12 protein-coding genes and 1 rRNA gene are annotated in these 15287 nt (G+C 41.6%); 9 read left to right on the top strand and 4 right to left on the bottom strand.

Going from position 1 to position 15287, the window contains the following annotated elements:
- The first annotated feature begins 71 nt into the window (after positions 1-71).
- Both ASU1_RS12095 and ASU1_RS07075 read left to right on the top strand, forming a co-directional pair.
- On the top strand, positions 72-1757 hold the full coding sequence (locus tag ASU1_RS12095) for a calcium-binding protein (RefSeq protein WP_014992083.1): 1686 nt from the start codon (positions 72-74) through the stop codon (positions 1755-1757).
- A gap of 154 nt (positions 1758-1911) precedes the next feature.
- Complete coding sequence (locus ASU1_RS07075; RefSeq protein WP_014992082.1) at positions 1912-2175, top strand: GrxA family glutaredoxin; 264 nt, start codon at positions 1912-1914, stop codon at positions 2173-2175.
- Between the two features lie 59 nt (positions 2176-2234).
- Here ASU1_RS07075 and rph read toward each other — a convergent pair whose 3' ends face one another.
- Positions 2235-2951 carry a ribonuclease PH gene (gene rph / locus ASU1_RS07070; RefSeq protein WP_014992081.1) on the bottom strand — a complete coding sequence of 239 codons (717 nt, stop codon included), beginning with the start codon at positions 2949-2951 and terminating at the stop codon, positions 2235-2237.
- A gap of 203 nt (positions 2952-3154) precedes the next feature.
- Between rph and ASU1_RS07065 the strand changes: the two genes are divergently transcribed.
- Both ASU1_RS07065 and ygfZ read left to right on the top strand, forming a co-directional pair.
- Entirely contained in the window at positions 3155-4018 is an 864-nt protein-coding gene (locus tag ASU1_RS07065) for a YicC/YloC family endoribonuclease (RefSeq protein WP_005600010.1), read from the top strand.
- Between the two features lie 9 nt (positions 4019-4027).
- Complete coding sequence (gene ygfZ / locus ASU1_RS07060) at positions 4028-4915, top strand: CAF17-like 4Fe-4S cluster assembly/insertion protein YgfZ (RefSeq protein WP_014992080.1); 888 nt, start codon at positions 4028-4030, stop codon at positions 4913-4915.
- A gap of 49 nt (positions 4916-4964) precedes the next feature.
- Here the strand turns inward: ygfZ and ASU1_RS07055 are convergent, their stop codons facing one another.
- Positions 4965-5225 (bottom strand): YfhL family 4Fe-4S dicluster ferredoxin, encoded by a 261-nt coding sequence (locus tag ASU1_RS07055; RefSeq protein WP_005614274.1) that lies wholly within the window; start codon positions 5223-5225, stop codon positions 4965-4967.
- A 223-nt stretch (positions 5226-5448) separates the two neighbouring features.
- On the opposite strand from ASU1_RS07055, the gene treB reads away from it, so the two are divergent.
- Both treB and treC read left to right on the top strand, forming a co-directional pair.
- Entirely contained in the window at positions 5449-6873 is a 1425-nt protein-coding gene (gene treB / locus ASU1_RS07050; protein WP_039195302.1) for a PTS trehalose transporter subunit IIBC, read from the top strand.
- A gap of 76 nt (positions 6874-6949) precedes the next feature.
- Entirely contained in the window at positions 6950-8572 is a 1623-nt protein-coding gene (gene treC / locus ASU1_RS07045) for an alpha,alpha-phosphotrehalase (RefSeq protein WP_014992078.1), read from the top strand.
- Positions 8573-8617: 45 nt separating this feature from the next.
- Here treC and narL read toward each other — a convergent pair whose 3' ends face one another.
- Complete coding sequence (narL, locus tag ASU1_RS07040) at positions 8618-9247, bottom strand: two-component system response regulator NarL (RefSeq protein ID WP_014992077.1); 630 nt, start codon at positions 9245-9247, stop codon at positions 8618-8620.
- Positions 9248-9451: 204 nt separating this feature from the next.
- On the opposite strand from narL, the gene rlmKL reads away from it, so the two are divergent.
- Both rlmKL and trmL read left to right on the top strand, forming a co-directional pair.
- On the top strand, positions 9452-11590 hold the full coding sequence (rlmKL, locus tag ASU1_RS07035; protein WP_014992076.1) for a bifunctional 23S rRNA (guanine(2069)-N(7))-methyltransferase RlmK/23S rRNA (guanine(2445)-N(2))-methyltransferase RlmL: 2139 nt from the start codon (positions 9452-9454) through the stop codon (positions 11588-11590).
- Between the two features lie 56 nt (positions 11591-11646).
- Positions 11647-12126, top strand: coding sequence for a tRNA (uridine(34)/cytosine(34)/5-carboxymethylaminomethyluridine(34)-2'-O)-methyltransferase TrmL (gene trmL / locus ASU1_RS07030; RefSeq protein WP_005600016.1), 480 nt, complete (start codon positions 11647-11649; stop codon positions 12124-12126).
- 147 nt (positions 12127-12273) lie between these two features.
- On the opposite strand, the gene tal is transcribed toward trmL, so the two are convergent.
- Positions 12274-13221 carry a transaldolase gene (gene tal / locus ASU1_RS07025; RefSeq protein ID WP_014992075.1) on the bottom strand — a complete coding sequence of 316 codons (948 nt, stop codon included), beginning with the start codon at positions 13219-13221 and terminating at the stop codon, positions 12274-12276.
- Between the two features lie 495 nt (positions 13222-13716).
- Between tal and ASU1_RS07020 the strand changes: the two genes are divergently transcribed.
- Positions 13717-15256: ribosomal RNA gene (locus tag ASU1_RS07020) — 16S ribosomal RNA — on the top strand.
- The last annotated feature ends 31 nt before the right edge of the window (positions 15257-15287 follow it).

Genomic DNA, 15287 nt, shown 5'->3' with positions numbered 1-15287 from the left:
CTTCTCTTTGTATAAAAAAGCTTACTATCCTAATCTGCCTTATTTAATCAATTATTATCTGGAGAGTTTTTATGACAACCGTATTTACTAAGGGGCAAGGTTCGCTCACTATTTCGGCAACGGAAAATATTCAACTGGCGGGCTACAAAGCGGCAGATTTATCCACTTCAATGTTTAGTCGTTTAGGCAGTAACTTAGTTATTACTCTTGATAACAGTGGCACTGATAAAATAATCGTAACAAATTATTTAACGGATACTGATAGTACACTTACTATTCAATTTGAGGATGCGATACTGACTAGCCTAGAGTTGGATACTTATATTGCGAATAATACTGCAATTACGACTTATACCGGTTATGACGGCACAAAATTTTCCGATACGCTCACAGCTCCGGTCACGAATTATGGACGTGGTAGCGATTACCGCAAAATTTCTGGGCTAGCGGGCGATGATACCGTTATCGGTTCTGAAAAAGCTAACCCACTTTATGGTAATGAAGGTAATGACACCTTAATTGGCAATGCCGGCTATGATGAATTATTTGGAGGCGAAGGTACTGATACGTATATTTTTGCGAAGGGTCATGAAGGCGATAAAATTCAAAGCGAAACCAATGCTAATGACACTACAATCTTAAAATTTGTCGGCGCAAATCTAGCTGATTTAGTTCTCCGTGTAGATTTTAAACATCTTATTATTCAGGTTTACGGAGATACCACTGATAGCGTCACTATTACCGATTATTTCGCTAATAAACAACCGATCACATTTGTGTTTGAAGATCGCACTATCACATTAGAGGAGTATTTAGAGGCTAACTCGGTGTTTAAAAAAGCGCTTACCGTCAATATTATTGATGGTACTTCGGCAAGTGAAACACTCACAGGTACGGAAGCTAACGATATTATTTACTCTCAAGGCGGCAAGGATATTGTGATGGCTTTAGCGGGAGATGACCAAGCGACTACGATAAAAAAATCTGCCGCTACTCTATTTTATATGGCATCAGGTAATGATATTGCAGTAGGTGGTGATAGTAACGATCGCTTCTATCTTGGTGTAGGTAACGATAAAGCGCAAGGTAATAATGGGAATGACATCATCTACGGTGATGATGATTCTGAAGCGATTAAAGCGACTGGGGGCGGTAATGACATCATTTATGGTGGAAATGGCGCTGATCAAATTTATGGTCAATTTGGCGATGATATTTTATATGGCAACCAAGATGCTAATCCTTCGTCAACTATGCGTAATCCGGATAATGATATGATTGATGGTGGTGATGGAAATGATCTGCTTTTCGGTGGCGTTGGTCACGATAACCTCTTTGGTGGTGCAGGCGATGATATTTTAAATGGAGAATCAGGCGATCAATATTTTTCACAGGGCAATGACTATTTATCCGGGGACTGGGGCGCTGATTCTTACGTATTCAGTGGGGCATTCGGTTATGATGTTGTGGCAGATCGAGGCGCATCCGATAACAGTGAGATTGATGTTATCTCATTCACTGATTTGAACCTCAGTGATGTATTATTTAGCTTAAATGGCACTAATTTATTAATTTCTGTGGTAAATAATAGTAAAAACTTTGTAGAAGTTGTTGATTTTGCAACTGATGCTGCAAATCATATTGAACAATTTAATTTCAAAGATCAAATCGGTGTGGGTATTTCTCTCGTGGAATATGGAGGTACTATGACCGTACAAGTGAATTTACCTACCGCAACTACAACAGAAATTATCTAATTATTCAGAATGCTCAATGCCCGTTGCAATTACCTAGCAAGCGGGCATTTTTTAGGATTTTTTGCAAAAAACTGATAGAATTTGACCGCTTACCAGTCTGTTGAAACTGGCATTTGCCATTGAATAATTAGCTCAATTTTATAAGGAATGAATTATGTTCGTAGAAATTTATGGTCGTATGACTTGCCCATATTGCACACGTGCAAAAGCATTAGCGGAAAAAATGAAAGGCGAATTAACTGATTTCGATTTTAAATTTATCGATATGATTGCCGAGGGTATTTCAAAAGAAGATTTAGAACCACGTGTTGGCAAACCGGTTGCAACCGTACCACAAATTTTCTTAGATAACGTTCACGTTGGCGGTTGTACTGATTTCCAAGCGTTAGTGAAAGAAAAATTCGGGATTGAAGTTTAATCACTCATCATGAGAAACAAAAACGGCACAAGTATTTAATTTACTTGTGCCGTTTTTGTTTATAGGCCTAATGCTTTACGTTGGGCATCTAATAATTGATTAATGCCTTGATGAGCGAGATCGAGTAATTGTAACAATTCCATATGTGAGAACGGCTCGCCTTCAGCGGTACCTTGTACTTCAACTAATCTGCCGTCTTCGACCATCACCACATTCATATCCGTTTCAGCATTTGAGTCTTCAACATATTCTAAGTCACATACCGCATTACCGTCCACGATGCCGACAGAAATTGCCGCTACTAAACCTTTCATCGGATTTTCTTTCAGTACGCCGTCAGCGACTAATTTACTCATTGCATCATGTAAAGCTACACACGCACCCGTAATTGCCGCTGTACGAGTGCCGCCGTCCGCTTGAATCACATCACAATCAATCGTAATCGTACGTTCGCCAAGTGCTTTTAAATCTACCACTGCACGTAATGAGCGCGCGATAAGGCGTTGAATTTCCATGGTTCTGCCGCCTTGTTTACCTTTTGCCGCCTCACGCTGCATACGGCTGTGGGTAGAGCGTGGCAACATACCGTATTCGGCGGTTACCCAGCCCTGTTGCTGACCTTTTAAAAAGCGAGGAACCGTTTCTTCCACGGTTGCATTACATAAAACTTTGGTTTCGCCGAATTCGACTAAAACGGAACCTTCTGCATAACGAGTATAGTGACGAGTAATTTTTACCGGACGAACTTGATTCAGTTCACGATTATTTGGGCGCATGATTTCTTCCTTTTACTAAAAAATTTTCGCCATTTTAACAAATAAAACAGTACAATGTGATTTTTATTGCCTCGGAAAATACGGAAATACACGGAAAGGTTTTTTGAAGGACTGCAAGCGGTTAAATTTTCCGAAAATTTTGCAAAAATCTTTCCGTGTTTTTCAGTGATATTCCGAGGTTAATTAACAAGAAGGAACACAAAATGATTTATAGTATGACCGCTTTCGCCCATTTAGAAATTAAAAAAGAGTGGGGTAATGCCGTGTGGGAAATCCGCTCGGTGAATCAACGTTTTTTAGAAACTTATTTTCGTTTGCCGGAGCAATTCCGTAATTTAGAAATGACCTTGCGCGAGCGTTTACGTGCCTCACTAACACGCGGGAAAGTGGAATGTAGTTTACGTATCGAATTAAGTAATAACCAAAACAGTGAATTAGCATTAAATAAAGAGTATGCGGAAAAGGTAATCAGCTCACTACAAACCTTGCGTGGCATTGCCGGTGAGGGCGAGATCAACTTAGTGGATATTTTACGCTATCCGGGCGTGGTCGATGCTCAAACACAAGATTTGGATCAAATCGGGCAAGATCTGTTAGCCGGTTTCGAACAAATTTTAGCGGACTTTATTGCGATGCGTGGTCGTGAAGGTGCGAATTTACAGGCGTTGATCCAACAACGCTTAGACACAATTGCCGAGATCGCAACCAAAGTACAAGCGCAAATGCCGGAAATTCTGCAATGGCAGAAAGATAAATTACAGCAACGTTTTGACGAGCTGAATTTACAATTAGATCCGCAACGTTTAGAGCAAGAAATGGTATTAACTGCACAGCGTGTGGATGTGGCGGAAGAATTAGACCGCTTACAATTACACGTGAAAGAAACGACTAACGTCTTGAAAAAAGGTGGAGCGGTGGGGCGTAAATTGGACTTTATGATGCAAGAGCTAAATCGTGAATCCAATACGTTGGCATCAAAATCTATTAATGCGGATGTAACCAATTCAGCGGTTGAATTAAAAGTGTTAATCGAACAAATGCGTGAGCAAATTCAGAATTTAGAGTAGGTGTTTTTTATGACGTGTGAATGCAGCAAAATCAGTAATAGCCACCCAGATCTCTGCGTGCAACTTTCTCAGTATCGTTTAATTGAAATTGCAGGTGTAGATGCTGAGAAATATCTTCAAGGACAATTAACCTGTGATGTAGCGAAATTGGCAGAGGGAGAACATACCTTAACTTGCCATTGTGATCCGAAAGGCAAAATGAGTGCATTGATCCGTTTATATCGTCAAGCGGCAGATAAATTTGTCGCCATGATTCATGCGGATTTATTACCGGAAGCGCTTAACCAATTGAAAAAATATGCGGTGTTTTCTAAAGTCACTTTCACTGAATTAGATACGCCGATTTATGGAGTAACAAGCGGTGAGATTTTGGCAAAACTTTGCGAAAATACAACCGCTTTGGTGATTCCGCAAGGGCAAAAACGTGCGATTGTTTGGGGCGAAACTTTAGAAACCAATGCCGATAGCCAATTGTGGGATTTAATCGACATTCAAGACGGGATCCCGATGTTGCTAAAAGCGAATCAATTTGAATTGATTCCGCAGGCAACCAATTTACAAGCGGTCGAAAATGCGATTTCTTTTACCAAAGGTTGCTATATCGGACAAGAAACAGTAGCGCGTGCAAAATATCGTGGAGCAAATAAGCGAGCGATGTTTACCTTAGTCGGTCGTTTCGAAGGTGAGCTAAACTTGCCGGAAGTCGGTGGCTCGGTTGAAATGCAGCTCGGTGAAAATTGGCGTGCAACCGGCACAATCTTAAACAGTGTGGCATATCAAAATAAACTTTGGCTACAAGTGGTGATGAATAATGATGTTGAAGCGGATAGTGCATTTAGGATCAACGGAATTCCATTAGCGATTTGCGATTTGCCTTACAGCTTTAAAGACGCATAATAAAAAACGGAGAATGAAGGTTCATTCTCCGTTTTTTTATATTTTATTTTTATATTTTGTCCGGGTGATGAATCATCACAAATCTTTCCCATAACTCTTCTTGCGTTTCTTGATGTTCCGGATCTGGAATAATACAGTTAGTAATCGGGCAAACTTTTTGGCAGGTCGGCTTTTCATAATGTCCGACACATTCGGTACATAACACCGGATCAATCACGTACACATCATCGCCGATTGAAATTGCTTCATTCGGGCATTCAGGTAAGCACATATCACAGTTGGTACATTTGTGGGTAATCAGTAAAGCCATAAATTCAACGTATTCTAAAAAGTGAGCGATTATACAGGTAAAACGAAAAGATAATTTAGATTTACAGATATTTTACGCTAAAACGAAAAATTTTTGTGATCTAGATCGCAAATTTTAAATTTACTTATGTTTTGGGGAACGTTCCCATTTACAAAAAATAGCCAATATCTATAATTCAACTTAATTTTCAGGTTAATAAACATCCAATAACAGGAGTATTCCTATGGCCAAAGCAAAAATCGATCCGCAAAATGTGGATAAATTAATTGAATTTATTGGTGGTCGCGAAAACATTGCGACTGTCACTCACTGTATTACCCGTTTGCGTTTCGTGTTAAATGATGACAGCAAAGTGGATAGCAAAGCGTTAGAAGGCTTACCGATGGTAAAAGCGAATTTTGCTACAGGCGGGCAATATCAAGTTGTTATTGGGCAGGAAGTCGGTGATTACTACAAAATCGTGTTGGAGAAAACCGGCTTAGCGAATGTTGATAAAGAGCAAGTGAAAGCGGCTGCTCGTCAAAATCAAAAAGGCTATGAACGTTTGATCTCGCATATGGCGGATATTTTTATTCCGTTGTTGCCTGCGTTAATTAGCGGCGGTTTGATTTTAGGTTTCCGCAACGTGATTGGCGATATTGCGATGTTTGAAAACGGTACCAAAACACTTGTGCAAGTCAGCAGTTTTTGGGCTAGTGTGCATAGTTTCTTATGGCTGATTGGTGAGGCGATTTTCCATTTTCTACCGGTGGGAATTTGTTGGTCGATAGCTCGTAAAATGGGGACATCGCCAATTTTGGGGATCGTGTTAGGGGTGACTCTTGTTTCACCTCAGTTAATGAACTCTTACGGCTTAGGTTCGCAAATTCCGGAGGTTTGGGATTTTGGCTTCCTAGCAGTGGAAAAGGTCGGTTATCAAGCGCAAGTAATTCCGGCAATTATGGCGGGTTTGGCATTAGCTTATATTGAGCGCTTTATGACGAAAATTGTGCCGAATTATCTTAATCTCATCATTGTACCGGTGGTATCAATTATTGTAGCAGTGTTCCTTGCGCATACGATTATTGGCCCAATTGGACGTGAAATCGGTAACGGTATTGCGTTCGTAGTGAAACATTCGATGACCGGCGATTTTGCCCCAATCGGTGCGGCGTTATTTGGTTTCCTTTATGCACCGCTTGTAGTAACTGGCGTACACCAAACCACGTTAGCAATTGATATGCAAATGATTCAAAGCATTGGCGGAACACCTGTTTGGCCAATCATCGCTTTATCAAATATTGCGCAAGCTTCTGCGGTGTTAGCGATTGTGTTTGTGAGCAAAAAAGCGAACGAACGTGAGGTTTCCGTACCAGCGGCACTTTCAGCTTATTTAGGTGTAACCGAACCGGCAATGTACGGTATCAACTTAAAATATCGCTTCCCAATGCTATGTGCGATGATTGGCGCGGCATTAGCGGGTTTGATTTGTGGCTTCGCCGGTGTGCTAGCGAACGGTATCGGTGTGGGTGGTTTACCAGGTATTTTATCAATTCAACACGTTTACTGGGGAACGTTTGCAGCTGCAATGTTAGTGGCGATTGTTGTTCCGCTAGCACTAACCGCAATGGTTTATAAACGCAAAGAAAAAGCGGGAACATTGGAATAATCAAATATATAGCGGTTAGATTTTTGCAAAATTTTACCAAAATCTGACCGCTTGTTAATTTTATAAGGAAAGCAGAATGAGCAAAAATTGGTGGAAAAACGGGGTGATTTATCAGATTTACCCGAAATCTTTCCAAGATACAACCGGTTCCGGTACGGGCGATATTCAGGGGATTATTAAGCGTTTAGATTATTTGCAAACCTTAGGGGTGGACGGTATTTGGATTACACCGATGTACGTTTCTCCGCAAATTGATAACGGCTATGACATTGCTAACTACCGTGAAATCGACCCAAGTTACGGCACGATGGCAGACTTTGAGCAATTGATTGCAGAGGCTCACAAACGCAATATTCGCATTGTGATGGATATGGTGTTTAACCACAGTTCAACTTTCCATGAATGGTTCAAGCAAGGCGAAGATCCGCAATCTGAATATCATGATTTCTATATTTGGCGAGAAACTCCGACTAATTGGAAATCGAAATTTGGTGGCTCAGCGTGGAAATGGTCGGATAAAGCGCAAAAATACTATTTACATTTATTCGCCCCAGAACAGGCGGATCTGAACTGGGAAAATCCTCACTTGCGTGCCGAATTATTTGATATTTGCCGTTTTTGGGCGGAGAAAGGCATTGACGGTTTGCGTTTAGATGTGGTGAATTTGATTTCTAAACCTGAACACTATGAAGACGACTTTGAGGGCGATGGTCGCCGTTTTTACACCGATGGATATAAAATTCATCAACATTTGCAAGAACTCAATCAAAAAGCGCTTACTCCTTATGGTTTGATGACGGTGGGCGAAATGTCTTCGACTAAGCTCGAGCATTGCCAGCAATATGCAAATTTGGCAGGCACGGAGCTTTCGATGACCTTTAATTTCCATCATCTCAAAGTGGATTACCCGAATGGTGAAAAATGGACGTATGCTCAACCTGATTATGTGGAACTGAAGTCGATTTTTAACTATTGGCAACAGGGAATGCACAACAAAGCGTGGAATGCGTTGTTCTGGTGTAATCACGATCAGCCTCGTATTGTGTCTCGCTTTGGTGATGAAGGTGAGCTTCGTACCACGTCGGCAAAAATGTTAGCGATGTTGCTACACGGAATGCAAGGCACGCCGTATATTTATCAGGGCGAAGAAATCGGGATGACCAACCCGAACTTTACTAGCATTGCCGAATATCGAGATGTGGAAAGCCTCAACGCTTATGCAGAATTGCAAGAAAAAGGTGAAAATGAACTGCTTATTCTGAAAATTTTGGCGCAAAAATCGCGAGATAACTCACGCACACCAGTGCAATGGGATGCAACTGACAATGCAGGTTTTTCAAGTGGTAAGCCGTGGATTGATGTGGCGAAAAACTTCCGAGAAATTAATGTGGAACAAGCTTTGGCGGATAAAGATTCGGTGTTCTACACTTATCAATCATTGATTGCGTTACGTAAGAAATTGGCGGTCTTAACGAATGGCGATTATACGGATTTACTGCCGGAACATCCGCTGGTTTGGGCGTATCGCCGTCAAACATCGCAAGAGAGCTTAACGGTTGTTGCCAATTTAAGTGCGGAGAAGCAGCTCGTTAATATTGAAACAAGCGGTCGAATTTTGATGAATAATTACCAACAAGTCTCGCAAACCGAACATGGGATTTGGCTTGCACCCTATCAAAGTATTTATTTCATCGCATAAAAAAATAGAGGAGCAATTGCTCCTCTTTTTTGCAGATAAATTTGCTTAGCCTTTTTGTTGTTCTAGATAAAGCACGGTAGCGGCTACACGAGAATGCACATTTAATTTGCGTAATAAATTACGAATATGTACTTTCACTGTCTCTTCTGAAATGAACAACTGACCGGCAATTTGTTTATTTGACATACCGGTTGCGATCCACTGTAAAACATCACGTTCACGGTCGGTTAAAACACTTAACGGATCATTTTCCGGGCGGCGATCTAATAAATGTTGCTGTACCGCTTCACTTAAGACCATTTCACCTTTTGCCGCTCTACGAATATTTTCGACTAAATCAGCCGTATCACTGTCTTTAAGCAAATAGCCGTCAACACCGGCATCCATCAACGCAAAAATATCGGATTGTTCATCTGATACAGTTAAGACAATAATACGGCTATCCACGCCATGCGTGCGTAGAGAACGTAAAGTGTCTAAACCTGAGATCCCTTTCATATTCAAATCTAAAATAATCAGATCAGGATCTTTATCTAACGCTAACGCAATGCCGTCAGTACCGTTACTTGCTTCCCCAATTACAACAAAATTATCTTCTAGTTCAAGAATTTGACGCATGCCTTGACGCATAAGCGGGTGGTCATCAATCAAAAGAATTTTATAAGGTTCGGTCATTTTGTGCCTCCAATAAAAATTGGCATAAATTTTGAGGGTTATACTTACCTAAAGCAAGTTACCCATTTTGGGTAATTTGAAACATTTTTGATCTTAGCCAATTTCTTGTCTAGTTAAATTTCCTGTTGATTTGTAAAACTTTTCAACTATTAGACCGCTTGTTCCGCTATAATAGCGCTAATTTTAGCTAAAAGAATGATAACAATGACGACTCAAACAACTTATTTTGCCACTGCTGCTCGTGGCTTTGAAGAAATGTTAAAAACAGAACTGGAGCAGATCTGTGAAGCTGAGTGTAAAGTTGCACAAGGTGGAGTGCATTTTACAACGACCCAACGAGGAGCATATCAGGCATTACTACATAGCCGTTTGGCTTCTCGTATCTTATTACCGTTGGTAACCACCAAAATTTTTAGTGATCTGGATTTATACGCAACGATCGTCGGTATCAACTGGGCGGAAATTTTTGATCCTCGTGATACTTTCTTTGTCGATTTCAACGGGACTAACCGAGAGATCCGCAACACCCAATTCGGTGCGATGCGAGTAAAAGACGGTGTAGTCGATTATTTTGAACGTAAAGGCTTCGCTCGCCCGACCGTGGACAAAGATCATGCAGATATTCGAATTCACGTTTATCTCGACCGAGAAAATATGGTGGTATCGCTTGATTTAAGCGGTGATGCGTTACATATGCGAGGCTACCGTGAAGACACAGGTAAAGCACCCCTACGTGAAACATTGGCAGCGGCGATTATTCTTCGTTCCGGCTGGCAAAAAGGCACTCCGCTGGTTGATCCGATGTGTGGCTCCGGTACGTTGTTGATTGAAGCGGCACAAATGCAAGCGGGGATTGCACCACAATTACACCGTAAGCATTGGGGCTTTAATGCGTGGAAAGGACATCAACAAGCGGTTTGGAAAGAAGTGTTAGAGCAGGCCTATTTGCAACAAAATGAAGAAATTCAACCGCTTTTCTTTGGCTTCGACCTTGATCATCGCGTATTAGCTAAAGCAAAACAGAATGCGAAAAATGCCGGCGTAGCACATTTAATTCAATGGCAACAAGGCGATGTAGCGGCGTTAAAAAATCCTTGTCCGGCACAAGTTGGCACTGTGATTTGTAACCCGCCGTACGGTGAGCGTTTAGGCACAACACCGGCGTTAATTGCTCTTTATTCGGTGTTCGGACAACGTTTAAAACAACAATTTGGCGGTTGGAATGCGTCTATTTTCAGTGGCGAGCCGGAATTACTGAACTGTTTACGTTTGCGTTCACACCGTCAGTTCAAAGCGAAAAACGGTCCGTTAGACTGTTTACAAAAGAATTACCAAATTAGTGAGCGTACAGCGACAGAACAGCAAGCTGATGAACTTAAATTTGAACAGAATGCACAAGTTGCGCCTGATTTCGCGAATCGTTTAACGAAAAATATTAAGAAAATTGAAAAATGGGCGAAGCAGCAAGGTATTAATGCGTACCGTTTATATGATGCAGATTTACCGGAATATAATTTAGCGGTTGATCGCTATGATGATAATATTGTGGTACAAGAGTATGCCGCACCGAAAAACATCGACGAACAAAAAGCTCGCCAACGCTTACTGGATGCCGTGTCTGCAACCTTGTATGTAACAGGCGTGGAAACCAATAAGTTGGTATTAAAAGTTCGCCAAAAGCAAAAAGGCACGAACCAATATGAGAAATTGGCTAATAAAGGCGATTATTTCTACGTAACCGAATACGGTACAAAATTATGGGTGAATTTAACCGATTATCTTGATACCGGCTTATTTTTAGACCACCGTCTAACACGTAAAATGGTAGGGCAGATGGCAAAAGGAAAAACTTTCCTAAACCTCTTTGCTTACACAGGTTCAGCGACCATTCATGCCGCATTAAACGGTGCGAAGTCCACAACTACGGTAGATATGTCAAATACTTACCTGAATTGGGCGGAACAAAATTTAGAGCTAAATAATTTACCGCTACGTAATAACCGCTTATTCCAAGCCGATTGCTTACAGTGGTTGGCGGAATGTCGGGAACGCTTTGAGTTGATTTTCGTTGATCCGCCAACGTTCTCAAATTCAAAACGAATGGAAGACAGTTGGGATGTTCAGCGCGATCATATTAAGCTAATGATGCAGCTTAAACGCATTTTGACAGCGGACGGCACAATCGTATTCTCGAATAATAAACGTGGTTTTAAAATGGATTTCGAAGGCCTAACCGAATTAGGTTTACAAGCGGAAAATATTTCACATAAAACATTACCGCTTGATTTTGAGCGTAATCCGCAAATCCATAACTGTTGGATCATTCGCCATATTGAAAATTAATAATCACGGAATGCACGGAAAGTTTTGTGCATTCCATATTTTGATGGTAAATAAAAATGTTAGATATTGTTTTATATGAACCGGAAATCCCACAAAACAGCGGTAATATTATCCGCTTATGTGCGAATTGCGGTTTTAGATTACATATGATTGAACCGCTAGGTTTTGCGTGGGACGACAAAAAGCTACGCCGTTCCGGCTTGGATTATCATGAGTTTGTCGATATTCAAAAATATAAGAATTTTGAAGATTTTCTAGAACGTGCGAAACCAAAACGTTTATTTGCGCTAACGACTAAAGGCGAACCGAATCATAGTGAAGTGAGTTATGAATTAGGCGACTTCCTCATGTTTGGGCCGGAAAGCCGTGGTATCCCGATGGCGATTTTGGATAGTTTACCGATGTCGCAAAAAATCCGAGTACCAATGTGCAAAGACAGCCGCAGTATGAATTTATCCAATACGGTAGCTGTTGTTGTATATGAAGCATGGCGTCAATTCGGTTATCAAGGTTCTGTACCGAGACAGCCAATTTAGCTTAGCACTATCAAATGACAAAATGACAAGCGGTTAATTTTCCTTAAGAATTTGCAAATTATTCTGAGAAATTGACCGCTTGCTTATCTAAATCGCATAAAAAATCCCAAGCATTCGCTTGGGATTTTTGTTTCAATCATTCAGTAATTAAAGTTTAGCAGCAAGCATTGCTTCTAATTTCTCAATATCTACTGCAAATTTACGGATACCTTCCGCTAATTTTTCAACAGCCATTGGGTCTTGGTTATGTTGCCAGTAGAATTCCGCTTCTGTTAATGGTGCCGGACGAGTTTTCACTTCACCTTTATATTCTAATTTACGAACAAGCGGAGCATTGCTTTCAGCAAGTTCTTTTAATAACGGTGGAGCAATAGTTAAACGGTCACAGCCTGCGATTTCGGTAATTTCACCTACGTTACGGAAACTTGCGCCCATAACCACAGTTTGATAACCGTACTGTTTGTAGTAGTTATAGATATTCGTAACAGAAATTACACCTGGATCTTCTGCCGGTGCATATTCTTTTTTCTCTGCTGCTTTATACCAGTCTAAGATACGGCCAACAAACGGAGAGATTAAGTAAACGCCAGCTTCTGCACACGCACGAGCTTGCGCTTGAGAGAATAATAAGGTTAAGTTACAGTTGATACCTTCTTTCTCTAACACTTCCGCCGCACGGATACCTTGCCAGGTTGAAGCGATTTTAATAAGAATACGATCATTGCTAATGCCCGCTTCGTTATAAAGCTTCATAATTTGACGAGCTTTCTCAATTGTTGCTTCCGTATCGTAAGAAAGGCGAGCATCTACTTCTGTAGAAATACGTCCCGGTACGATTTTAAGAATTTCTAAACCAATATTAACTGCTAACTTATCTTCTGCATCAATAAGCTGTTGAGCTTTATCATCACTTTTTGCTTTAGCATAAGCTACTGCGTCATCAATTAATGATGCGTATTGCGGTAATGCAGACGCACTTAAAATTAAAGATGGGTTAGTGGTTGCATCTTGCGGTTGATATTGTTTGATTGCTTCAATGTCACCGGTATCTGCAACAACAACAGTCATTTCACGTAAAGCATCTAATTGACTCATAAAAGGTTCCTCTTTATATAAAATTATAAAAATAGATGAATAAGGATAATGGCATATATAATACCAGTAACTTCTCGAAAAAGTACCAATAATTTTGTGAGGAAGATCACAAAATCAGACATATAGTCAAAAGTTATCAGAAAATTACTCAAAAATGCTCTTGTTTTACTCAATTTGAATAAATGTTATGCGAAGGGAGAATTGTTTTAAAGTTTTTTGCAAAAAGTGCTTGCAAGGATTTTAGATTTCTCTATAATGCACCTCACACAACGACGCACTGTTGTGAACGATTTAAAATTGATTGCCAGTGCGTCGTTTCTTTTTGTTCTTTAACAATTTATCAGACAATCTGTGTGGGCACTTGTTGATTGACTTAATTGAAAAAATATTTTTGATTTTGAAGTCTTAATAGGTGCTTAAACTAGAAATTCATTTTTACTTTTGAAGTAATATGTAAACTTTAGCTAAGCAGTTTATTGAGCGATTAAACTTTTTGAATTGAAGAGTTTGATCATGGCTCAGATTGAACGCTGGCGGCAGGCTTAACACATGCAAGTCGAACGGTAGCACGAAGGAGCTTGCTCCTTGGGTGACGAGTGGCGGACGGGTGAGTAATGCTTGGGAATCTGGCTCATGGAGGGGGATAACTACGGGAAACTGTAGCTAATACCGCGTAATATCTTCGGATTAAAGTGTGGGACCGCAAGGCCACATGCCATGAGATGAGCCCAAGTGGGATTAGGTAGTTGGTGGGGTAAAGGCCTACCAAGCCGACGATCTCTAGCTGGTCTGAGAGGATGACCAGCCACACTGGAACTGAGACACGGTCCAGACTCCTACGGGAGGCAGCAGTGGGGAATATTGCACAATGGGGGGAACCCTGATGCAGCCATGCCGCGTGAATGAAGAAGGCCTTCGGGTTGTAAAGTTCTTTCGGTAGCGAGGAAGGTATCAAATTTAATAGATTTGGTAATTGACGTTAACTACAGAAGAAGCACCGGCTAACTCCGTGCCAGCAGCCGCGGTAATACGGAGGGTGCGAGCGTTAATCGGAATAACTGGGCGTAAAGGGCACGCAGGCGGTTGATTAAGTGAGATGTGAAAGCCCCGGGCTTAACCTGGGAATTGCATTTCATACTGGTCAACTAGAGTACTTTAGGGAGGGGTAGAATTCCACGTGTAGCGGTGAAATGCGTAGAGATGTGGAGGAATACCGAAGGCGAAGGCAGCCCCTTGGGAATGTACTGACGCTCATGTGCGAAAGCGTGGGGAGCAAACAGGATTAGATACCCTGGTAGTCCACGCTGTAAACGCTGTCGATTTGGGGATTGGACTTTAAGTCTGGTGCCCGAAGCTAACGTGATAAATCGACCGCCTGGGGAGTACGGCCGCAAGGTTAAAACTCAAATGAATTGACGGGGGCCCGCACAAGCGGTGGAGCATGTGGTTTAATTCGATGCAACGCGAAGAACCTTACCTACTCTTGACATCCATGGAATCTTGTAGAGATACGAGAGTGCCTTCGGGAACCATGAGACAGGTGCTGCATGGCTGTCGTCAGCTCGTGTTGTGAAATGTTGGGTTAAGTCCCGCAACGAGCGCAACCCTTATCCTTTGTTGCCAGCGGTTTGGCCGGGAACTCAAAGGAGACTGCCAGTGATAAACTGGAGGAAGGTGGGGATGACGTCAAGTCATCATGGCCCTTACGAGTAGGGCTACACACGTGCTACAATGGCGTATACAGAGGGAAGCAATATGGCGACATGGAGCAAATCTCACAAAGTACGTCTAAGTCCGGATTGGAGTCTGCAACTCGACTCCATGAAGTCGGAATCGCTAGTAATCGCAAATCAGAATGTTGCGGTGAATACGTTCCCGGGCCTTGTACACACCGCCCGTCACACCATGGGAGTGGGTTGTACCAGAAGTAGATAGCTTAACCTTCGGGGGGGCGTTTACCACGGTATGATTCATGACTGGGGTGAAGTCGTAACAAGGTAACCGTAGGGGAACCTGCGGTTGGATCACCTCCTTACCAAGAATTAAGCGACTGCAAGTGTTCACAC

The sequence above is a fragment of the Actinobacillus suis ATCC 33415 genome (genome assembly GCF_000739435.1).
GTDB lineage: Bacteria > Pseudomonadota > Gammaproteobacteria > Enterobacterales > Pasteurellaceae > Actinobacillus > Actinobacillus suis.
Note: the sequence above shows the minus strand (reverse complement) of the source record. Positions and strands in the feature narration are given on the sequence as shown.

Excerpts from the sequence above, each read along its gene's own strand:
- ASU1_RS07065 (WP_005600010.1), top strand. The coding sequence starts at position 3,155 with ATGATTTATAGTATGACCGCTTTCGCCCATTTAGAAATTAAAAAAGAG.
- treC (WP_014992078.1), top strand. The coding sequence starts at position 6,950 with ATGAGCAAAAATTGGTGGAAAAACGGGGTGATTTATCAGATTTACCCG.
- trmL (WP_005600016.1), top strand. The coding sequence starts at position 11,647 with ATGTTAGATATTGTTTTATATGAACCGGAAATCCCACAAAACAGCGGT.
- narL (WP_014992077.1), bottom strand. The coding sequence starts at position 9,247 with ATGACCGAACCTTATAAAATTCTTTTGATTGATGACCACCCGCTTATG.
- ASU1_RS12095 (WP_014992083.1), top strand. The coding sequence starts at position 72 with ATGACAACCGTATTTACTAAGGGGCAAGGTTCGCTCACTATTTCGGCA.
- rph (WP_014992081.1), bottom strand. The coding sequence starts at position 2,951 with ATGCGCCCAAATAATCGTGAACTGAATCAAGTTCGTCCGGTAAAAATT.
- tal (WP_014992075.1), bottom strand. The coding sequence starts at position 13,221 with ATGAGTCAATTAGATGCTTTACGTGAAATGACTGTTGTTGTTGCAGAT.
- ASU1_RS07075 (WP_014992082.1), top strand. The coding sequence starts at position 1,912 with ATGTTCGTAGAAATTTATGGTCGTATGACTTGCCCATATTGCACACGT.
- rlmKL (WP_014992076.1), top strand. The coding sequence starts at position 9,452 with ATGACGACTCAAACAACTTATTTTGCCACTGCTGCTCGTGGCTTTGAA.
- ASU1_RS07055 (WP_005614274.1), bottom strand. The coding sequence starts at position 5,225 with ATGGCTTTACTGATTACCCACAAATGTACCAACTGTGATATGTGCTTA.
- treB (WP_039195302.1), top strand. The coding sequence starts at position 5,449 with ATGGCCAAAGCAAAAATCGATCCGCAAAATGTGGATAAATTAATTGAA.
- ygfZ (WP_014992080.1), top strand. The coding sequence starts at position 4,028 with ATGACGTGTGAATGCAGCAAAATCAGTAATAGCCACCCAGATCTCTGC.